Genomic DNA, 21,007 nt, shown 5'->3' on the forward strand with positions numbered 1-21,007 from the left:
AAGGTAGCTGGCATTTTTGCGAAACCAAGGAAGGATTGCACGGCGGCGCGGAATTTTTACCACCCGCCGGTACGCCCAAGGGCGCGCCCGGAGTGACCGGGCGCGCCCTTCGTATTGCTGCGACACACCCCGCTAGGCCGCGCGCGCAGCCTCAGCTTCCCGCGCGGCGCTGCGCTTGAAGAAGATGAAGTAGAGCACCGGTGCCGCAATCAGGGTCAAGACCGAGGCAAAGGCCAGCCCGCCCATGATCGTTGCCGCCATGGACTGAAAGAAGGCATCCGACAACAGCGGCAGCATCCCCAGAATGGTCGTCGCCGCGGCAAGGAAAACCGGACGCAAACGCGAGGTCGACGCAAGCACGATGGCGTCCTTCAATTCCAACGTCGGATCGGCAGCACGGGTAAGGTCGATTTCTTCCACCAGCACGATGCCATTCTTGATCAACATCCCCGAGAGCGACAACAGGCCCAGAAGCGCGGTGAAGGTAAACGGCAACCCCGTCCCGAGCAGCGCAAGGCTGACGCCGTTCACCGCCATCGGCACCAAAAGCCAAATGATGATCGGCTGTTTCAGCGCGTTGAACAGCAGGACCGAGATCAGCACCATGATGATAATGCTGAAGGGCAACTGTTTGCCCAAAGCGGCCTGCGCCTCGCCCGCGCTTTCCAACTCGCCGCCCCATTCCATGGCATAGCCTTCGGGGATTTCCATCGCTTCGATGGTTTCCTGTACCTCGGCCTGCACCTGTGCCGCCGTGACACCGCGCGGGATATCGGCCCCCACGGTGATCACATCGGCCCGGTCGCGGCGGTAGAGCAGCGTGTCCTGCGGCTCGAAGCGGAAACCGTCGATTACCTGCTCCATCGGGATCAGCGCGTTGGTGTTCGACTCGTAAAGAACATGGTCCGTCAGCGCCAGATCGGCATCCTGCGGGGCGCGGATCACGATGGGGATCTGACGATCCCGCTCGCGGAAGGTGCCGCCGCTGGTGCCTTCGGTGGCGAACTTCAGGGTCTCCGTGATCTCGGTCCGAGAGATGCCCGCGTCCTGTGCACGTTCCTCGGCATAGATCGGACGCAGCACCAATTCACGCTCGCGCCAATCCTGCCGCGGGGTGATGATATTGTCCGATGCCGCCTGCATCCGCGCCATGGCCTCATCCGCCAGATCACGCAGGACATTGGGATTCCGGCCTGAGAAGCGCACCTCAATCGGGGCACCGCCGCCGGGGCCGAAAGCCAGACGCTTGGCTCGGAACTCTCCTTGCGGGACCGCATCGATGGCGAATGCCTCCAGCGCCTCCATCTCATTTTGGATCACGTCAAGCGAGGCGACCCGAACGATCAGATGCCCATAGCTGGGGTTGGGGTCTTCGGCCTGATAGGTCAGCATGAAACGCGCCGCCCCCTGCCCTGCGTAAGAGGTCACGTCCTCAACATTGTCCCGCGCGACCAGCCAGTCTTCGAGCACGGCCAGATCGTTGGAGGTCTGGTGGATCGACGACCCCTGCGGCAGTTTGTAATGCACGAAGTACAGCGGTGTGTTGCTGTCGGGGAAGAACTGCTGCTTGATCTGCCCAAAGAGGGCATAGCACACCGCCGTCCCGGCAATCAGCGCCACGATCACCAGCCAACGCAGCTTGAGCGAGGCGCGCAGCACGGCGGCATAGCCTTTGAAGATCGCCCCGTCATAGCCGCCAGCCCCGCCTTCGGCCCCGCGTTTGAAAAAGTAATGCCCCAAAAGCGGCGTCGCGGTGATGGCCAAGAGCCAAGAGAGCAGCAGCGAGATCGCGATAACGGCAAAGAGTGAGAACAGGAATTCGCCCGTCGCATCAGGGCTTAAGCCGATCCCGGCAAAGGCCATGATCCCGATGACCGTCGCCCCCAGAAGCGGGATCTGTGTCTTGCTTGCCGCCTCGGTCGCCGCATCGCGAGAGCTTTTGCCCTGCTGCATCGAGATTTGCATCCCCTCGGCCACAACGATGGCGTTGTCGACAAGCATCCCCATCGCGATGATCAACGCCCCGAGCGAGATACGCTCCATCTCAATCGCGCCGAGTGCCATGAAAAAGAGCGTCCCCACCACCGTCAGCAACAAGGTGGAGCCCACCACGATCGCCGCGCGCCAGCCCATGAAGACGGCCAGCACGGCCACCACGATGGCAACGGACATGGCAAGGTTTAGCAAAAAGGCGTTTGACGCCTCTTCGACGACCGTGTGCTGGCGGTAGATCGATTCAATCGAGATGCCCAAGGGCAGCGTTTCGCGCAGCTGCGCGAGCTTGTCGTCGACCCGTTTGCCGATGTCGACGATGTTCTCGGTCGCGATCCCGGCAACACCGACGGTAAAGGCCTCCTGCCCATTGTGGCGGATCACCAGATCAGGGTCGGCTTCGCGGGTGCGGTAGATATTGGTCACATCGGCAAGGTTGATGACCTGACCGCCCACCCCCACCGACAGCGCCGCAATCTCAGACACGCTGTCAGATCCTTCGGGCCGCTGGATCAAAGTGCGCCCGTCTGCGTCTTGAATGGCGCCCCCGTCGACGATCTCATTGGCGCTGGATACCGCGCCGACGATTGCCGTGGGTGGGATGCCAAGCGTGGTGCTCAGCGCAAGCTGCGGCTCGACATAGATCACCTCATTAGGCACGCCCGAGAGCGCCACATCCGACACGCCATCGACCAGCAGCAATTCGCGCCGCAGATAGGTGGACAGCTCGTTCACCTCGGCATCGGAGTAGCCCTCGGCGGTGACGGCGTAGTAAAGCCCGTAAACGTCGCCGAAACCGTCGTTCACATAGGGCTGCGTCGCCCCGCTCGGCATGGCGGCCTCGTTCACGCGGTTGCGCAGTTTGGTCCAGATTTCCGGCAATTCGGACCCGTCAAAGGTGTCCTGCATATTGACCGTGATCCACGACAGACCGGGCTGGTTCATGGATTGAATGTCCTTGATCTCGGACATCTTCTGGATTTGCGATTCCAGCGGTTCGGTGACCTCTAGCGCCACCTCCTCGGCAGAGGCACCGGGGTATTGGGTCACGACCACGGCGGTTTTAATGGTAAAAGCCGGGTCTTCGAGGCGGCCAAGGGTTGCAAAGCCCCAGATGCCGCCCAAAAGACAGATCAGCATGATGATCCAAGTATAGATCGGGCGGTTGATCGACAGACGTGCGATATCCATGCGCTCAGTCTCCAAAGCCGACAAAGCGGCGCACGGCGGCACCGTCTTCAAGCTGGCTTGCGCCGCTCACCACTATCTCTTGCCCATCCGAAAGGCCCGTCTCGACTTTGACATCGCCGCGCGCGGTGGGGGTGATCTCAACCGCCGTGCGGGCGACCGTGCCCTCGCGTGCGCCGGTGGGGTCAAAGACCATGACATAGGTGCCGCGGTCATTGCCCACCACGATGGCGGAATCGGGGACGATGATGCTCGACCCGCCGATGTTCAGCGTGGCGCGCACCTCAACCGAAGCGCCGGGCAGCGGCAAGAAATCCTCGGGCAAGTCCGCGCCAAGGGTGATGCTGTAGGTCTGGCCGACATCCGCCGTCTCGGCGTTGTATTCGCGGATCTGCATCGGGTAGCTATTGGCGTTCGCCGGGAATTTGGCCATGAACCGAACGTTCGGATCGCGCCCTGCGCGGAGGAACAGGGTTTCGGGCACGTCAATTTCGACGCGAAGCTCAGACATGTCATGCAGACGCACCACCGGCGTGCCCGCGCTGACGGTCGAGTAGTTGGGCACCAAGCGCGAGGCCACGATCGCATCGAAAGGCGCGTGCAGGGTGGCATTCTCAAGATCACGCTCGGCGTTGCGCACGGCGATATCGTTCACCGTCACGGCGGTTTCGGCGTCTTGCAGATTGACCTCGGCCACCGAAGACCCCGCCAATTTCTGATAGCGTTCCATGGTCCGGCGGGCCTGCGCGTCATTGGCCTGCGCTTGCTCTAGCGCCAGTTCAAACGGCTCTAGATCCATTCGAGCGACGATTGAATCCTTGCTGACCGTGGCCCCCTCTTCGACCGAAAATTGCTCAATCTGGCCGCCGACCTGAAAGGCAAGGTCCACGGTTTCACGTGCAACCACCTTGCCGAAGAACACGCGCTCCATCTCGGCATCGCTGACTTTGACCGTCTGCAGCTTAACCACCGGGATTTCGGCGGCCGTGGCCATCGGCGCGGCCACGCCGCCGGCCAAGGCCAGCGCAAATCCCAATAGCCGCCCTGCGCCCGAACCGCGCATCGTCTTAACAAGCCACTTGGCCATGGTCAGTCTTCCTTATGAATAGCATCCGGCACGGGCCCAAGGGCGGCGGTCAGACTAAGTTGTTTGAGGGTGCGCAGCTGCGCGAGAAAATGGTCACGGTCCAGCGCATGCATGCCGGCGGCTTTGGCAGAACGCTGGATAAAATCGGCAAGTGCCTCGACGGTCAGGCCATTGCGGGTGAGCGCCGCCTCATGGGGCTGCAACACCTCGGCGATAGCGCCACGGAAACGCCCTGCGGAACATTGCAGCGCCTCTTGGCTGACCGCATTGGCTCCGGCGATGAAATCCTGCGCGTTGGGCATCGCCTGCATGGTGTCATAGCCGCGCACCGCCATCCGGTCAAAGATCAGGTCCAGCTGTGCCCCCAGATCGGGTGCATTGGGCATCTCTTCGGCGATCTCTTGCAGTGCCAATTCGGTGTAGCGTGCGATCAGCCCGCGCAGAATGTCATCTTTGTTGCGAAACCGGTTGTAGAGCGTCTGGCGCGAGACACCGGCCTCTTCGCACAGATCGCCCATGCTGGTGCGCTTGACCCCATAGCGGGAAAAGACATGCAACGCAGCGTCAAGCACGGTCTTTTCAAGTTCGGTCATGCGGGCTCCTTGGCTGTCGTCAAGGGCAATTGGACAGTTGGACCGAATATGTCAACCTGTAAATACTTGGCCATGCGGCAGGCGCAGATCACATTCGCGTTTCACACATGGTCCGGGCCTAGGGCGCGGAAATCAGGCTTCCCAGATAGAGCGTGAGCGGCAGAGTGAAAAAGCTCAGTAATGTCTGCGTGGTGATGATGGCCGCCATCAGTGGCGCATCGCCCCGCATCTCACGCGCCAGCGTATAGCTTGCCACCCCGGTCGGCAGGGCCGCGAAGATCAGCGCGATTTGCAGTGTCAGTGGCGCAGGCGTCAACACCAGCGCCGCCAGCAGCACCGCCAGCGGGTTCACCAGATGTTTGCCGATGATCGAGAGCCCGATGACCGAGACAGACCCAGAAAGCCCCCGCAGTCGCAGATTGGCCCCCACGCAAAGCAGCATGATCGGCAGGGCCGCATCGCCCAAGATCCGCGCGCTTTCATGCAGAACGGGCACTTCGTGGAGACTCGCAAAGTTGAAAAGCACCCCCGCAAGGATGCCAAGGATCAGCGGGTTCTTGACCAAGCCTTTGAGGATAGACTTGCCACCGCCGCCCAATTGCCGGGTCATCAGCGTCACCACCGTCACATTCACCACTGGCACCAGCAGCGCCGAGCCCAGAACGGCGATTTGTAGCCCCGCGGTGCCAAAGACGGCCTCGGCAATCGCAAGGCCGATAAATGTGTTGAACCGCGCACTTCCCTGCATCAGCGAACTGGCCTGCGGCGCGGCATAGGCCCGCCCAAAGAGGCACCCGCAAAAGATCGCTGCAAAGAACCCGGCATAGAGCAGCAGGGCATAATCGCCCAAGCCCCCGCTGAGGTCCGCCGCCGAGATCTTGGCAAAGAACAACGCGGGCATCAGCACCCAATAGACCAGCCGGTCATTCAGGTTCCAGAACTTGGTCGACGGAATACCGCCCCGTCGCAGGCCATAGCCCATCAGGATCAGCGCAAAGACCGGCGCGATCGCCAGAAAAATAGTGAACATATTAACCGCCCGGAAGGATCGCGCGGACCCTAGGCGGCGCTTGGCCCGGATGCAACAGGGGCCGCTGCCTCAATTGAGGGCACCCCGGCCCCGAAGGGCCGGGGCGTGGATCAGTCGCTGCCGTGCACGGCAATCTGCGCGTCGGGCGCGGGGCGGAACTTCCACTGGATGGCAAAGATCAACGCCGCTATCGCGATGCCGATGAGGTCGGTCACCAAACCGCCCGCGATCATGCACAGCGCGGCAAGGATCAGACCCAACCGGATGAACCACGCGGCCCTGCTGCCCGCAAACCAGCCCTGCATCCCCGAAGACAGCAGATAGACCCCAAAGATCGCCGTGATGCCTGCACGGATCACCTCGAACCATGTGCCGTCCATCAAGATCGCGCCGTTGTAGAAGAACATGAAGGGCACGATGAAGGCCGAGATGCCGATCTTGAAGGACGCCACCGAGGTCTCCATCGGGTTGGCGCCCGATATCCCCGCCGCTGCATAACTGGCCAGCGCCACGGGGGGCGTGATGGCCGAGACGACAGCGAAGTAGAAGACAAAGAAGTGCGCCGTCAGCAGCGGAATACCCAGTTGCACCAGCCCCGGTGCCACGACCGAGGCCGCCACCGCATAGGCCGCCGTGGTGGGCATGCCCATCCCCAGCAGGATCGCGATGCACATGGCGAAGAACAGCGCGAGGAACTGGCTTGCCTCGGCCAACCCCAAGAGCACCGAGGAGAAACGCGCGCCGACGCCGGTCAAGCTGATGACGCCAACGATGATACCGGCACAGGCACAGACCGCGATGATCTGGATCGACATGATCCCGGCAAGGTCAAAGGCTTTGACAATGCTGCGTAGCCCCATGCGGAAGGGCGTGAACCACGACACCACCGCCGCCGCCGCCGTCGCCAGCGTGCCCGCGCGGATGATCGAATAGCCCATGAACAGCGCATAGATCAGGATGATAATCGGGATGAACAGGAACACCCGGCGCAGCATGTCCTTGAGCTTGGGCAGTTCTTCGGAGCGCATGCCGCGCATGCCCAGCTTGGCCGCTTCGAAATCCACCATGAAGTAGATCGACACGAAGTAAAGCACCGCCGGGATGATCGCGGCGACGGCGATGTCGGTGTAAGGGATGCCCGTGATCTCGGCCATGATAAAGGCACCTGCGCCCATGATCGGCGGCATGATCTGCCCACCGGTCGAGGCGGCGGCTTCGACCGCGCCGGCGGTGCGGGCCGGGTAGCCGACTTTCTTCATCAGCGGAATGGTCAGCGAGCCTGTCGCCACCACATTGCCCGCCGAGGTGCCGTTGATCATGCCCATGAGGCCCGAGGCAAAGATCGCAACCTTGGCCGGACCACCGCGCGAGCGGCCCGCCGCGGCAAAGGCGAAGTTGACGAAGTAGTCGCCCACTTTTGAGGCCTGAAGGAACGCCGCGAAGATGATGAACAGGATGATATAGGTCGAAGAGACCGCCGTGGTCGGCCCCAAGATGCCCGCATCGGTGTAGACTTGGCTAAAGAACCGCGTCCACTGGATGTTGGGCGCATTCAGGAAGCCCGGCAGCATGTCCCCCACAAAGACGTAGATGAGGAAGATGCCCGAAATCACGATCAGTGCCAGCCCCGCAACCCGGCGCGTCAGTTCCATGATCAACGCGGTGCCTGCGACAGCGGCGATGGAGATACCGATGGGCGCGAAGGGCGTGCCCGTCGAGTTGCGCATCAAGGTGCTGTACATGGTGATCAGATAGATCGCCACGGCGATGCCACAGACCGACAGCAACAGATCCGCAGGCGAAACCTGCCCCCGCTCACGGCCCCGCAGCCAACCGACGACGATGCCGATGGCCGTCGCGCCCACCAGCGGCAGACCGTAGTGGTAAATTTCGAGGTTCTTGAACTCGGGACTCATGCCGTTCCACTGCACCCCAGAGTTGATCTGACTTGCGATGCCCCAGGCAGTCCAGATGGCATAAAGCGCGGGGATCATTGCAGCCCATGCCACGAAATCCAGCGGATGACGGCCCTGCCCTGTGCCCTCATCGACAAATCCCCGCGCGGAATAGAGCGTGAAACCAAGGATCAGCGCGCCTGCGATGTGCACGATGCGGAAGTTCCATGTCTCCATCGGGAAGGTCGGCAAAAGCGGGATGCGGATGCCGGTCAACTCGCCAATCGACATGCCGTTCAACGCGGCCATGTGGAAGAACGCATAGATGGCCGACATGGCCGCGACGACCAGATAGGTGCGTCCGGTGAATATGCGACGGTTGCTTTCTACGGGTTCGTCATCAACCCCTTCAGCGACAATCGGGCCTTGAGGGTCGGCGCTATGCTGGTCTGTCATGGAAGCTCCCTTTCCCGACGATCATGCGGGATGATGGCAAGATGCCGCCCCGATTAGGGACGGCATGCAAGTTTGTCTAGGCGTTAGCTTAGTTGCCGTAGATCATGTCGTCAGGAATATCGGCATCCGCGTTCTCTTTGAACCATGCCGCCGCGCCGGGGTGCCATTTCAGAACGGTGTTCTTTTCCCAGTTCTCTGGCAGGGAGGACGCAGCCGCCTTGTGAATGCCCTTCATCCGCTCATTGTCGGACATGACCACATCCACAGCCGCTTTGACGAAGGATTCCGGCAGATCGCAGTTGGCGATGGCGAAGTTCCACATGGAGACCGATCGCGCATCTGCTTCAAGCGTGGTGTAGGTGCTGGATGCGATGTCGAACTGAGATACCGGGAATTCTTCGAGCAGTTTGGCCTGCTCTTCCTCGGTGAACTCGATGATGTTCACATCCGTCTGCACTTCGAGCTGGCTTACCGCGGGGACCGGCACGCCGGCAGCAAAGGCGATCACGTCCAGCAGACCGTCCTGCAACTGGCCGCCCAGATCGGTCCAGCCGCCGTTGCGGCGCTCATACTCGACGCCCAGCGTGTCCATCATGCGCGGGAAATAGGTGTCGGAGGTGGAGCCCGCCGGACCAAAGCCGATCTTGGCGCCCGCCGGAATGTCAGCCACGGTTTCGATGCCCGAGGACGCAAGCGCGGTCACCGAGAAAGGTGTCTGATACATCGGGAACATCGCGCAGGCTTGGGTCATTTCCAGACCGGGTGCGATGGGGTTGGTGCCAGCCAGCGATTCCGCTGCCGGACCCATCGTGGTCATGCCGAAGGCCGCCTCGCCGGTGTGGACCAGCGCCATGTTCTGCATCGGACCGCCGGTGACTTCGCCGCCGCCTGTCAGGCCCAGTTCTTTGGCCACGAGGTTCGCCCAGCCGGAGCCATAGGCGAAGTAGGTGCCGCCTTGGCTGGCTGTGCCGACGGTAAAGCTGCTGGGCCAGTCGGATTTATCAACGTCCTGAGCGGCGGCAGCGCCTGCCAGAATGGTGCTTGCAGCGAGGATTGCTGTGAATTTCATGTCTCTCTCCCTTGGTTGCTCTTAACGGGCGTCGGCACAGGGTGCCGCGCGCCGCTGCTGTATTCAGCTTGCCCGGCCAATTAACTGTACTCTGATATGCAGAGGCAAGACCGAATTTACCGCCAAGCGCGAGATGAGGAAGAAAGAGGCAGGCTACCGTTAGGTCAAAAACGATTTCCTTAGCGCTCGCCGCCCACCCTCCCTCTTCAGAGGGAAAGTTAGGGCAGCAAACAGTCCCTACCCCGCCGCAAAAGATACGCGGCGGGGCGGGAGGATTTCGGGCCGGGTCAGACCTCAATCACCACCTTGCCGAGGGCCTGCCCGCTTTGCAGCCGCGCATAGGCCTCGCCAACTTGGCTCAGATCAAAGGTCTTTTCGTCCAACAAGGGTTTCACCGCGCCCTCATCCACCAACGTGGCGAGGTTGCCAAGGATCTGCCCATGTACCGTGCGGTTCACGTCGTGCAGCATCGGCAAGAGCATGAAGACCACGTGCAGGGACAAGCCGCTGAAGTGCGCCGGGGTCAGGTCGATTTCCGAAAGGGCCACGGTTGTCACCACATGGCCGTTCAGCGCAGTGGCAGCGAAAGAGTTGGTCAGATTGTCCCCGCCGACGGTGTCAAACACTGCATCGAACCCGCGACCCTCGGTTTGCCCGGCCACATAATCTTCGATTTTCTGGGTCTTAAAGTCGATCGCCCGCGCGCCATAGCCTTCGATCACCGCAAGCTGGTCATCCCCGGTACCGGTCGAAGAAACCTCGGCCCCCAGATGCCGGGCCAGTTGGATCGCCAGATGACCCACGCCGCCTGCGCCGCCTTGGACGAGCACCTTCTGCCCGGCCCCGACGCCCGCCCGGTGAAGCCCTTCCCAAGCGGTGATGCCCACCAGCGGCAGGGCAGCCGCCTCGCGCATCGACAGCGATTTGGGTTTATGGGCGATCAGCCGCGCGTCGGCGCGCATGAATTCGGCCAAGACCCCTTGCAGATCAGCCAACCCACCGGCGCAGCCATAGACTTCGTCACCAACAGCGAAACCGGTGACGCCTTCGCCCAGTTCTTCGATAATCCCGGCGAAATCCATGCCCAAAACGGCAGGCAGATCGGGCGACAGGGGCAGGTCTTTGCCCGCGCCCTTGATCATGGTGTCGATGGTGTTCACGCTCGTCGCTTTGACGCGCAGCACCACATGACCGGGGGTGGCCAATGGGCGCGGCAGTTCGGCTTCGACAAAGGGAGCATCAGCGCCGTAACTGGTGAGGGTCATGGATTTCATCGGTCTATCTTTCGTTGAATGTTGCGTTGAGGCAGATATAGACCAGCGGGATACGCCAGATAATCCAGCGGGAGCTAAGTTCAGTTTCTTGATATTAAATACAATATAAGCCACCTGTATGCTGGCTCTGCGGATAGCCCGCAGCAAGGACAGCCCCATGGACATCGACAACCTGCGCCTTTTCGTCATGGCTGCCGAACGGCTTAACATCTCGGCCGCCGGGCGCGCCTTGGGGATGGCCCCTGCCGTGGCCAGCGCGCGTTTGGCCAAGCTTGAACAGGAACTCGGGGTTGAGCTTTTGCGTCGCACCACGCGAAAGGTGTCGCTGTCGCTGGATGGGTCCGACTTTCTGCCCTATGCGCGGGAGATACTGGCGCAGGCCGATGCCGCGCGGGCCATTCTGGGCGGGACCAAGGCGGGGCCGAAGGGCATTTTGCGCTTCGCCGCCCCCAGCAGCTTTGCCCAACGCCATATCATGCCGTTGCTGCCAAAGTTTCACGAAACCTACCCTGAGTTGACCCTCGATCTGCGCCTCTCCGACACCCGATTTGACGCGATCGAAGGCAGTTTCGACCTCGCCCTGCGCAGCGCGCCTTTGACCGACAGCAGCCTGCGGGGGCGCAAGCTGGCCGATGACACCCGCGTTCTCTGTGCCGCGCCGTCCTATGTGGAGACCTATGGGATGCCCGACACCCCTGCCGACCTGCGGGGTCATCACTTTATCGCATGGGGCGATCTTGAACCGCGCGCGCTGATCGGGCCGGAGGGCGAGGCCGCCACGCTAGCCCCCAGCGAGATGACCTGCCGCGTCATCATGGACGATGGCGACGCCCAGCGGGAGGCGACACGCGCGGGGGCTGGCATCTCGGTCAATTCGCTGTGGAGCGTGGCGGATGAACTTGCCTCGGGCCAGCTGCTGCGGCTACTTCCGGGCTGGCGGATGAATGACCGCTCGGTGCTTTGGCTGGTCTACCCGCGCTCGAACGTGCTGACCCCCAAGACGCGGTTCTTCATCGACTTTCTGATCGCCCACCTTGGCAACCGCCCCGATTGGCGCGATTGAGAGGGCCCGGCGTGCGCCCTAGAAGCTGTGCCAAACCCCGACTTTGACCTTGGTCACGCTATCGGTGAATTCATGGGACAGGCCGAACTCCAGAAAGCTGTTCTCAAACACTTTGACCACATGCGAGGGCGCGAAGGCCAATGTGTCATCGCCGTCAGTGGGGGCCGCAAATTCCAGCTTGAAAATCGACAGGTTGCCATTGGCGTGGTTGATGCCAAAGGAACTGTCGATCTTGCCCAGACCTTCGCCGTCTTCGTAGAGGGCATAGGTGCTTTCCACCCCCAGCCAGCCGTTGCCCCATGCGCCCGACACCGGGCGGCCCCATGACAGGCCGGGCCGCAGGGCCGCCACCGCGCTGCCATCGCGCTCGGCCCAGCCAAGACCAAGTTCAGCGGCGAAAACGTTGTCCCCCTCAGGTGCCCCCAATGGATAGCGCAAAAAGGCGATGGCGTTGACCTGACCGGCGTCTTGGCTTTTGCCGATGTCGAGACCGAAGGTCAGTTTCTCGGTGACACCGTATTCATAGTAAAACGCGCCGTAATCGCCGAAGTCGGGGCCATCTACCGTCGTTTCATATGACAGCGTTACAAAGCTTTTGTCCTCGCCCCGTGGCCAAGCCGCCGAAGTCACCTCGCTTGCCGGCACGGTCAACGCCGCAAAGGCCGAGAGGAAGACGAGGCCCGACCATATGCGCCGCGTGGATTGTGTGGGCATCTGTGCTGTTTTGGGCATGATAAGTTCCGCTTAATCAAGGCCGCGAGGGGCTGCGCGATGAGGTATTAGGCGATCGACCGAATGAAATCCGCCAGCTTTAGCGGTTTGAACGGTTTGTGCAGAATGTAGTCGGCCCCAAGGGCGCGAAACTTCTTTTCCGATTCCGGCGAGGTTTTGGCGGTGCACATCACGATCTTCGTGTCGTCCAAATCCGCATTGGCCCGCGCACAGCGCAGCACCTCCATGCCATCGGGGGGTGGCATCATCACATCCAGCATGATCACGTCGAAAGACTGGGTTTCCATCGTGGCAATCGCGTCCAGCCCGGTGGCCGCGAATGTCGGTTCGATGTCATCTTCGGTCATGATCGCAAACTCGATCAACTCGCGGATGTCATCCTCGTCATCGACGAACAACACTCTCATGCCGCACCCCCCTGCTCGGACGTGGCACCAGTATCACGGGCGAACCGCACATAGAATGTGGTGCCGGGGTTTTCGTCTCCGTCTTCTTCAGAGCGCGTCTCAAAGCTTATATCGCCATCTTGTCGCAACACCAACTCCCGCGTGATGGCCAAACCCAGCCCCGTGCCATTCGCTTGGTTTTCGCGAGAATGCACAGGGTCAGCGAACCTTTTGAACATACGATCATGCGCGGTTCTAGGGATGCCCGGCCCCGCATCGCAGACATAGAGCGTGACCCATTGGTCGTCCACCTCGGCGCCGATTTTTACCGTCCCGCCGCGCGGCGTATATTTTACCGCGTTCGAGATTAGGTTGGAAAAGATCTGCTGCATGCGCACGGTGTCCACCTGCACATAGGCCTCTTGCGCCGCGTTTGGCCCTGCGTGAATGTCGAGTTGCACATCGCGGTTCACCCCATAGCCGGTGTTGGCGGCAATCGCCTCTGACAGCACTTCCGACACCGCGACCCGCTCGGCTTGGATGCTGAGTTGGCGTTGGTCGATGGCCTGAAGGGTCAGGATGTCATTGACCAGCACCAAAAGCCGGTCGGCGTTGCGGGTGGCCATCGACAACAGTTTGCCCGCGTTCTTTGGCATGGTATCGCCAAAGCGGTCATGCAGAATTTCAAGCGACCCGGCAAGGGATGTAAGCGGCGTGCGCAATTCGTGATTGACCGAGGTGACAAAGGCCGTGCGCGCCGCCACCAGACGCTCTTCGGCAGAGATATCCTGAAGCACGTTATAGGCGATATAATCCCCATGCAGATGCAGTTTCATCACCCGGCATTGCACCGCCACACTCTCGTTCTCTGCCGTGGGGATCTGAACGCGGTGAACGGCCACGTCTTCGTCCATCTGCGAGAAGGGAGGGACCATGCCGCGCAGCTTTTGAACGGCATCGATATCTGATGAGACGCCCATCAGTTGCCGCGCCTTGCGGTTGGAGCGGTGCAGCTTGTTGTTGTCATTGTAGACGATCAGCCCGTCGCCGACATTCTCGAAAATCGCGTCGAATTCGCTCTGCGCCACACGAATGCGCTCGCGGTCGCGTTCGGAATTGCGCAGGGCCTGCGCCAGTTGGGTCGACTGCCGTCTGGCGCGGATCGCCGCGTTGATCACCGTCAAGAACAGGATCGTCGCAAGGCCCGCAAACGCCACCGTGCGCTGCCAGTAGCTTTGCATGACCGCCGCTTTGCTGCGCGTCACGTCGATATAAAGGTCAAGCGCCGGGATCTCCTTGCGCGCACGGAACACCGGCGTGTCGGGGTCACGCTGGGGCCGCCCCGAGGCAAAGGCGCGCTCTCCGTTGGAGGTCACCACCTCGACGTACATGTCCTGTTGCAGCCCGTCCAACGCAAGCAGCTGGGAGTAGTAGTCTTCGCCCAAGGACGACGCCAGCACCCCGCGCGGTTGACCGTCGATGCCGATCAAGGGCCATGCAATCGGCGTCAGCCGCCGCCCTGTGGCGCGCGATACGATAGGCACCCCAACGGTGTATTCATCAACATCAAGCCCGATCGCTGCCTGAAAATAGGCCCGGTCCCCAAGGTACTGCCCCATCAGAGGTTTGATCGTGGCCCAAAGCACGACCCCATCCGCACCGATCAGCACCAGCGCATCGACCTGTTTGGTCTCTTGCACGGCGGAATTCATCAACGCGCCATATTGCGCTTCGAATTGATCCGGGTCGCTCAGACGCGCGGTCGACAGCTCGTCGATGAGCCCCCACATCCGCACATTCGCAACCGAAAGGGAGGCATCGACCGCCTGCTCATAAAGCTCTGCGAAATGCTCCAGCTCCACTTCCGCACGGGTCGTGGCGCGGTTGTAGTCGGACCACGTGAGAAACGCGAGCCCAACGAAATAGATCAGAACGACCGTTGAGATCAGTCCCCAAAACAGGGTTTGCGAGCGCGAGGAAGGCTCCGCGTCGACTTTGTTGGTGGGCTCAGTGCTGACCATTCCTTGGCAGATGTCCTATATCGTTGGCGGCAAGGCAGATTGTGCCCGTCGCGCCTGTTTTTCCAGCACTTTCGACGCCCTGAATGCCCCGCGCAAGCGACGTGGCGACAGCCGCGTCGGAGGGCGGTACGACACAGGCACTGACGCTCAAAGGACGGGATGTCCAGCCTTCTTTCACAGAGGCCGACGCCTCTGCCACGGCAGAGATAAACTGCTGGGCCCGCGCTTCAAGCTGCGCGTGATCGGCATGAAGCGAGCCGTAGACGAACAGGTCATCCTCCCAATGGGAAAAACCGTCCCGTGCGGGGATATCGACCTTGCCAAAAAGCCCAGCCACAAGGTGCTGAAGCTCTTGCCGCTGGCCACGCGCCGCGTCTGATTGATCGCGGTCACCGTCGATCCTAAACACGATCAGGCCAAGGTCTTTTTGCATCGCGGGGGACAGCGACATGAGGTTGCCCTGAAAGCCGCCCTTGCTGCCAAAAAGGCTGGGCACCGTGGCCTCTGAAAAGCTCTGCACGGCACGGCGGCGCGCGCCCCGGTTTTCGCCCGACCGGCGGCGGTCCAACTCTGATTTCAAGCGCAGGCAACTGCGCATTCGGGCCTGAAGCTCGATCTGGTTGAAGGGTTTGGTGACATAGTCATTGGCCCCTGCCATGAAGGCTTCGGAAAGGGAGCCCATATCTGTCCGGCTGGTCAGCATAATGATCGGTACATCGCTCCATCTGTCTAGGGCGCGGATACGGGCACATAGTTCGATACCATCGATATCGGGCATCATTATGTCCATCAGGATCAGGTCTGCGGCGGCCTCATCGCTTTCGATCGCGTCAAGTGCCGCGCGGGGATCGATGAAGCTGACGACATCGTCGAACCCAAGCTCCGAAAGCGTGGCATTGATGAAATCCTGCGCGATGTCCGAGTCGTCAACTGCGATAATTCGTGGGCTCATGATTTTAATTCCACTCGTTAATTCTTTCAAAAACAAGCCATTGGCTGTTTTGAAAAACCTCCTCATACCCCGGCAGCTGCGATAGTCTCAGCTGCGGGAACCTGCGCAGAATTCTGTCTGCTGTGATCTGCCCCTCGGCCTGCCGCGGGACGACGATATAGTTTGTCCGCGGCACGCCCCCCTCAAGCGCCCAGTCGTAGGCAGGCTCTCCGGCGATCACCAGCCGGTCTATATTCCCCAAACCGACCACGATCTGGGGGTTTTTTTCAACATCTACCATAATTTCAGACTTGTCGCGCAAGAATGAAACAACTTCCTGCGTGGGGCGCGACGCTGCGTTCTCTTTCCCAAGCATTGCATTGGTCCAAACGCGGGTTTCGTTATGGGCGACATGGCGCATGACAAGCGCAGAGGTCAGCAGCGACAGCGCCATCAGGGTGATGGCAATGGGTTCGCGCAGTGGCAGGTTGGGCCAAAAGCGGATCGCGGCGACCAAGACGCCCAGCATGGGCGCCAGCGCCATGGCCGGGTCGCCTTCGACGTGGAAGAATGTGTTCAGCGTATACCCGCCCAGCACAGCGCCTACGGCGGCCAGCAGCGGCATGAACAGCCGCGGGATCAGGATGTTGCGCAGGATCGCGACAAAGGCCGCGGGGCCAAGCCCGGCCAGAATGACCAAATGCTCGCGCAGGGTCAGCGGCGTCGCGGTTTCCGACAAAAGCGGGACAAGGCGGCTGTCGAAGATCATGCTGACAAACATCAGCGACCCCACGGCGGCAAGCACCGGATAGAACATCGCCACAAGATACCCCGTGGAAGAGGCCGCAATCATGCTGGGCCGCGCCGCCACGATCATGAAGGGCATCGCCCCCAGGCAGAGCATCAGACCGTAGCTGTCCGAAAGCGCCACCACCAACAGCCCCACGGCCACTTTCATCATGTCCGGCGCGTTGCCCGTCAGCCGCAGATTAACGATGCCGCGCGCGAACAACCATGTGCCCAAGATACAGAACATCGTTTCAGGCCCATCGGCCAAGGCGCGTAGGAAAAAGGGGTTCAACGCCAGCAGAAGCACGACCAGAGCCGCAGTCACACCCGAAAACTGACCCGTATCGCGCAGATTGAGGAACCACATAACCAGCAGCCCCGCCCCCACCAGCGCAGAGAGCACGAAGGGCACTGGCACCTGTGTGTCAGGCAAGACCGCCTGCCCCAACAGCGAAAGCGCATAGGGCACGGGCGGATAGAAGGCATCCGTGGCCTTGAACTGCACCGGCCCGTCGATCTGCACGATGGACTTGGCCCAGAGGTCGGTCACATCCATTGACAGAAAGCCATGCGCCTCGGTCCAGCCGAGGCTGAGCAAGAACACCAGCGCCAACACGACAAAGCCAAAGGACCAAGAGGCAGCGCGGATCATTGCGTGGCCTCCGTCGCTTCGGCGCTGGCTTCGGCGACCTCATTGGCGGTGTGTTTGGACAGGCCGTGCTGGGTCTTCTCCCAGTAGAACGGGTTGAAGATCAGTTGCGACAGCGCCTTGTAAGAGGCCACGGTCATCAACACCCAATAGCCCACCACCGTGATCCCCCAAGGGGCCAGATCGGTCCATCTGCGCCGGAAGGGCGCGACCATCGTGAGGTAGATCAGCAGCCCATTGCCCGCCAAAAGGTTGACCAGCGAAAGATACAGCACCGGCAGCGGGAAATAGGGGGTGATCACCTCGGTCCCGAAGATCAGCCAAATGGCAAAGATCGACCAGAACACCGGGTTCAACAGGCCCGACAGCACCGTGCCCCCGATGAAGAAGATAAAGCCAAAGACCCCCGCACTGCCGACCGATTGCCACAGGTGAATCGGTCTGCGGCTGTGCACAAGGAAGGTCTGCATATAGCCCTTGATCCAGCGCGAGCGTTGGCGCACCCAGTTCGGGATCGAAACATTGGCCTCTTCAAAGGTCGTGGAATCGATGACGCCGACGCGGTAGCCCTTTTGCGTCAGACGAATGCCCAGATCGGCGTCTTCGGTCACGTTGAAGGGATCCCATGCGTTCAACTCGCGCAGCACATCCATGCGGAAGTGGTTCGAGGTGCCCCCAAGCGGGATCGGCACGCCCAAACGCTCCAACCCCGGCAGCATCAGGTCGAACCACAGCGAATAGTCCAGCGTGAACATCCGCGTCAGCCAGTTTTCCCGCGCGTTGTAATAGTTCAACCGGCACTGGATGCAGGCGGTATTGGGCGCGGATTGGTTGAAGGCGGCGATGACCTTTTTCAATTGATCCGGCTCTGGCTTGTCCTCGGCGTCAAAGATCACGAGGAAATCGCCCTGCGCATAGCGCAGCGCAAAGTTGCAGGCTTTGGGCTTGGTCTGCGGGTGGGAGGCCGGGACGCGGATGATCTCAAACACGCCTTCGAGGTCGAGCTTGCGCGCCGCGTCGATCGTCTCGTGATCACCCTCTTCCAGCACGATCTTGATGTCGAGCTTGGCCAGCGGATAGTCGAGGTTGCGCAGCGCTTGGGCAAGGATCGGCAGCACCTCAGGCTCGCGGAACATCGGCACTAGCACGGTATAGATCGGCAGGTCTTCGTCGCGCAGCAGCGACGCCTCAGCCGCGATGGCCCGCGATGAGGTCTCCTGCGCCGCACCGCCCAGCCAGACAAGCAGCGCCTTGAACAAGAAGTTTCCGGTGTAGAAAACGGTCAGAAAGACGTTCAGCACGATCAGCGTGATCACTGGCGAAAACGCCAGCCCCAGCAACAGGGCCGAGACCAAGAGGTAAATCACCAAGATCTGCGGCGGGGTCACGACATTCTGCGCCGACATATCCGGGTCAAGCTCTGCCAGAGCAAAGACCGCTTCATGGGAATGTTTCTCCCGGAAGGCGCGTTGTAGCTGCCATGACACATCGAAATGCGATGCCACCACGATGGTCACGCCGGTGCCGTAGACCTCGCGAATGTGCAGCAGTGTGCGCGGCCCGGGCCGCGAGGTGGCCACCGTCAGGGTGCCATCCTCTGCCCGGCCAATCGGCACCGTCATAAACTGGTTCATCACCACCGGATCATACCGCCGGATCAGATCATCATCGGCGCGGTCTTCGATCAGATCGACCAGCGTCAGCCCATGGTAAAAGGCGATCTCCCGGTAGAGTGTCTGCGTGGTCAGCCAGCGCCGCGACAGTAGGACCTTGACCAGAGAGACGTTCCAGTCTTCGGCCAAATCCTCTGCCGCGTCGAGTTGTTCAGCCGTCAGCGCGCCACGGTCAAGCAGCAGCGAACCAATGGCTTCGCTTTCGGCATCCAACGCCACGGTGACTTACGTCTCGTCTTTGCCGCGACGCGCGCGGTAGACGCGCTGGAAGACGATCAGCACAAGCAGCGTCACCAGCACCCAGATGGCCCCAACGATCCAAGGGCGGTACTTGGCCAACATCTCCGCAAGGCTGGTGCGGTCAGGGTAGACGACATCAACAAGCGGGCTGCGGTCAGTGGCAGTGGCAAGGATCACCCCGTCCTGCCCGATGAGGGCCAGATCGCCCCGGTCCAGCATCATGGGACGTTCGGGCGTCAGTTCCGGTGCCGGGCCGTTGCCCGGACGCAGCCACAGACCACGGGTATCGCCACGGGTGACGATCTGCACCACACCAAGGCGCGACAGGTCTTCGCCCGAATAGATCAAGTTGTCTTGACGGTCGCGCACCTCAATGCGGCCCTGATCAAAGGTGATCAGCGGGTCGCCATCTCCGGGGTTTTGCTCAGAGATCACAAAGAAAGGCTCGTCCCCTTCAAGCGCGTCGACCGAGGCGCGGGGCAGGATGGTGGCACGGTCCGGGATCACACTGCCCGCAACGCCTGCGAGCCACGGCAGTGTTTGCGCGAAATCCAGCGATAGATCGGGGTCGAGCACGACCTGAACGCCATTGCCGAACTCTTGCCGCAGGGCAAAGAAATCCTGATCCTGCGGCGCGGCATCGGAAAGCAACAAGGCGCTGCCAGGCAGGATCTGCGCCGGATAGCCCTGCGGTTTGAACCGGCATTCGCCGCCCGTGGGCTGACGCTGGATCGACACGCGCAGCAGGTTGTCGCGCCCCAGCAGGCCGCTGGGCACAGAAAAGGTCAATTGCTCGGGCTTGCCACTGCCAAGCGGGCGGTTGCCCAAAAGCGTGTCATTCAGAAAGACCGAGGCCGTCGCCCCGCGCCCTTCGGGATCAAGCGCTGCGGCCACATGCAGGTTAACACCGGCCACGCCCTTGCCCGCCGGAAGGTCCGAGGACTGGAACGGAACAAAGAAGTCTTCGGTCGAAACCACGGCGCGCGGGGTGAGATCGGCCTGCAAGGCAGAGAGCGGCAAGCGGTCATCGAACAGAGCCTGAGCCCCTGCCACATCGACCACGGTCGCATCCGTGTTCGACAGGGCCGACCATTCCGACATCATCTGCCACAGCCCCACCTGCGGATCACTGCCGCGCAGGGTCAAGACCGGCAGGCCCGTTTGGGTGTCCACGGCCATCTCACTCGCCACGCCAGAGGCAGTCACGTCAAGCTGGATGACACCTTCGGACCATGCGCCCGCCGGGCTTGCCGTTTCCTCAGCAAAGGTCAGTCGCCCTGCCTCGGCGTCAAACAACGCCGCGGCGCGGGTCGCGGCAGCCAGAGCGGCGAGGGAATCGTTTCCGTTGATCGCAAGGCGCGTATTCGCAGGACGCAGCCCCGCGAAGGCAGCCGATGTGTCGATTTCCGAGGGGTCCAGTTGCAACGTCACGGAAGACGCCGCCGTGATCTCAAGGAAATCCCCCGAGGCACGCTCGTCCACACAGACCCGATCACTAAGGGCGCCGGAATAAGACAGGCCCACGGCGATAAACCCGCCAGAGACGTCTTCGGGGCTGAGCGGCACGGGCAGGCTCAGGCGCCCTGCCCCATTCGGCAGCGCCTGCGAAGTCACGGGGCGGCCCGCGACCGACACTTGCAAATAGCGGTCCACCTCGGTGGTGGAGGCGTGTTCAAGCTCTAGCTGCAAACTGCCCGAGTTCAGCGCATCCGCGTCGGGCAGCGGAATATAGATCGTCGCATTTCCAGACAGTTGGCGGAAAGAAATGCCGTTTTGAAACCCAAGCTCCGCCAGATCGAAGGTCCGTGCGATCAGCCCCTCTTGAACCTGCTCCGCGGGGGCACGCGCCGCGTCCTCACCCGTGGTCGTTTGAGCGTGAACTTGAAACGGCAGCAAGGCCGCCAACAAACCAATTGCGGGATACTTCATGGAAAGGCTT

General features: G+C 61.4%; 15 protein-coding genes. 1 reads left to right on the top strand and 14 read right to left on the bottom strand.

All coding sequences use genetic code 11. The features are described 5' to 3' along the window. Positions 1–132 precede the first annotated feature (132 nt). The 7 genes from R1T45_RS18600 to R1T45_RS18630 all read right to left on the bottom strand — a co-directional run bounded on the left by R1T45_RS18600 (position 133) and on the right by R1T45_RS18630 (position 10,584). Positions 133–3,183: an efflux RND transporter permease subunit gene (locus R1T45_RS18600; protein ID WP_317389862.1), complete on the bottom strand. Its 3,051-nt coding sequence runs from the start codon at positions 3,181–3,183 to the stop codon at positions 133–135. A 4-nt stretch (positions 3,184–3,187) separates the two neighbouring features. After that, a complete protein-coding gene (locus tag R1T45_RS18605; protein ID WP_132444973.1) occupies positions 3,188–4,267 on the bottom strand; it encodes an efflux RND transporter periplasmic adaptor subunit in 1,080 nt (359 codons plus the stop codon). Between the two features lie 2 nt (positions 4,268–4,269). Beyond that, positions 4,270–4,860 (bottom strand): helix-turn-helix domain-containing protein, encoded by a 591-nt coding sequence (locus tag R1T45_RS18610; RefSeq protein ID WP_317389863.1) that lies wholly within the window; start codon positions 4,858–4,860, stop codon positions 4,270–4,272. Between the two features lie 118 nt (positions 4,861–4,978). Beyond that, positions 4,979–5,890: an AEC family transporter gene (locus R1T45_RS18615; RefSeq protein WP_317389864.1), complete on the bottom strand. Its 912-nt coding sequence runs from the start codon at positions 5,888–5,890 to the stop codon at positions 4,979–4,981. Between the two features lie 110 nt (positions 5,891–6,000). Then, a complete protein-coding gene (locus tag R1T45_RS18620; protein WP_317389865.1) occupies positions 6,001–8,241 on the bottom strand; it encodes a TRAP transporter fused permease subunit in 2,241 nt (746 codons plus the stop codon). A gap of 88 nt (positions 8,242–8,329) precedes the next feature. Beyond that, positions 8,330–9,310, bottom strand: coding sequence for a TAXI family TRAP transporter solute-binding subunit (locus R1T45_RS18625; RefSeq protein ID WP_317389866.1), 981 nt, complete (start codon positions 9,308–9,310; stop codon positions 8,330–8,332). A gap of 287 nt (positions 9,311–9,597) precedes the next feature. Continuing rightward, positions 9,598–10,584: a zinc-dependent alcohol dehydrogenase family protein gene (locus R1T45_RS18630; protein ID WP_317389867.1), complete on the bottom strand. Its 987-nt coding sequence runs from the start codon at positions 10,582–10,584 to the stop codon at positions 9,598–9,600. Between the two features lie 157 nt (positions 10,585–10,741). On the opposite strand from R1T45_RS18630, the gene R1T45_RS18635 reads away from it, so the two are divergent. Next, a complete protein-coding gene (locus tag R1T45_RS18635; protein WP_317389868.1) occupies positions 10,742–11,647 on the top strand; it encodes a LysR family transcriptional regulator in 906 nt (301 codons plus the stop codon). A gap of 18 nt (positions 11,648–11,665) precedes the next feature. Here R1T45_RS18635 and R1T45_RS18640 read toward each other — a convergent pair whose 3' ends face one another. Genes R1T45_RS18640 through R1T45_RS18670 form a run of 7 tightly spaced genes read right to left on the bottom strand, consistent with a single transcriptional unit; the run spans position 11,666 to position 20,997 of the window. Beyond that, complete coding sequence (locus R1T45_RS18640; RefSeq protein WP_317389869.1) at positions 11,666–12,379, bottom strand: hypothetical protein; 714 nt, start codon at positions 12,377–12,379, stop codon at positions 11,666–11,668. A gap of 47 nt (positions 12,380–12,426) precedes the next feature. Continuing rightward, positions 12,427–12,786: a response regulator gene (locus R1T45_RS18645; RefSeq protein WP_067630899.1), complete on the bottom strand. Its 360-nt coding sequence runs from the start codon at positions 12,784–12,786 to the stop codon at positions 12,427–12,429. Then, a complete protein-coding gene (locus R1T45_RS18650) occupies positions 12,783–14,786 on the bottom strand; it encodes an ATP-binding protein (RefSeq protein WP_317389870.1) in 2,004 nt (667 codons plus the stop codon). Before R1T45_RS18650 ends, R1T45_RS18645 begins: the two co-directional genes overlap by 4 nt. Then, positions 14,773–15,738 carry a PleD family two-component system response regulator gene (locus R1T45_RS18655; protein ID WP_317389871.1) on the bottom strand — a complete coding sequence of 322 codons (966 nt, stop codon included), beginning with the start codon at positions 15,736–15,738 and terminating at the stop codon, positions 14,773–14,775. The genes R1T45_RS18650 and R1T45_RS18655 overlap by 14 nt, the downstream gene beginning before the upstream one ends. Positions 15,739–15,742: 4 nt before the next feature. Beyond that, positions 15,743–17,158 carry a hypothetical protein gene (locus R1T45_RS18660; protein WP_317389872.1) on the bottom strand — a complete coding sequence of 472 codons (1,416 nt, stop codon included), beginning with the start codon at positions 17,156–17,158 and terminating at the stop codon, positions 15,743–15,745. Continuing rightward, positions 17,155–19,047 (bottom strand): glycosyltransferase family 2 protein, encoded by a 1,893-nt coding sequence (locus R1T45_RS18665; protein WP_132444961.1) that lies wholly within the window; start codon positions 19,045–19,047, stop codon positions 17,155–17,157. Before R1T45_RS18665 ends, R1T45_RS18660 begins: the two co-directional genes overlap by 4 nt. Positions 19,048–19,053: 6 nt before the next feature. Continuing rightward, the gene (locus tag R1T45_RS18670; RefSeq protein ID WP_317389873.1) at positions 19,054–20,997 is read right to left on the bottom strand and encodes a cellulose biosynthesis cyclic di-GMP-binding regulatory protein BcsB; all 1,944 of its coding nucleotides are present in this window, start codon (positions 20,995–20,997) and stop codon (positions 19,054–19,056) included. Between the last annotated feature and the right edge of the window lie 10 nt (positions 20,998–21,007).

The organism is Sulfitobacter sp. LC.270.F.C4, from assembly GCF_032922545.1.
GTDB lineage: Bacteria > Pseudomonadota > Alphaproteobacteria > Rhodobacterales > Rhodobacteraceae > Sulfitobacter > Sulfitobacter profundi.